1 protein-coding gene is annotated in these 409 nt (G+C 54.8%); it reads left to right on the plus strand.

What is annotated here, in order from left to right:
- A partial coding sequence (locus tag P3R27_RS14920; RefSeq protein ID WP_301399207.1) for a molybdopterin dinucleotide binding domain-containing protein occupies window positions 1-406 on the plus strand: 406 nt, incomplete at its 5' end.
- Between the last annotated feature and the right edge of the window lie 3 nt (window positions 407-409).

Here is a 409-nt window from a genome sequence, read left to right on the forward strand (position 1 = left end):
GATGGGTAAAGCCGATAAGTTCCCGTATGTCGGGACTACTTACCGCCTGACCGAGCACTTCCACTACTGGACTAAACACGCGCTGTTGAACTCCATCGCGCAGCCGGAACAGTTTGTGGAGATTGGCGAGAAACTGGCGGGCAAGCTGGGCATTACGCAGGGCGATACCGTGCGCGTCTCCTCCAACCGTGGCTATATCAAAGCCAAAGCGGTGGTGACCAAGCGTATTCGTACCCTGAAAGTGGACGGCAAAGATATCGACACGATTGGTATTCCGATTCACTGGGGTTACGAGGGCGTGGCGAAGAAAGGCTTTATCGCCAACACGCTGACGCCGTTTGTCGGTGATGCGAATACCCAAACGCCGGAGTTCAAGGCGTTCCTGGTGAATGTGGAAAAGGTGTAACGG

This window comes from Enterococcus spodopteracolus (assembly GCF_030441955.1).
Classification (GTDB): domain Bacteria; phylum Bacillota; class Bacilli; order Lactobacillales; family Enterococcaceae; genus Enterococcus_B; species Enterococcus_B spodopteracolus.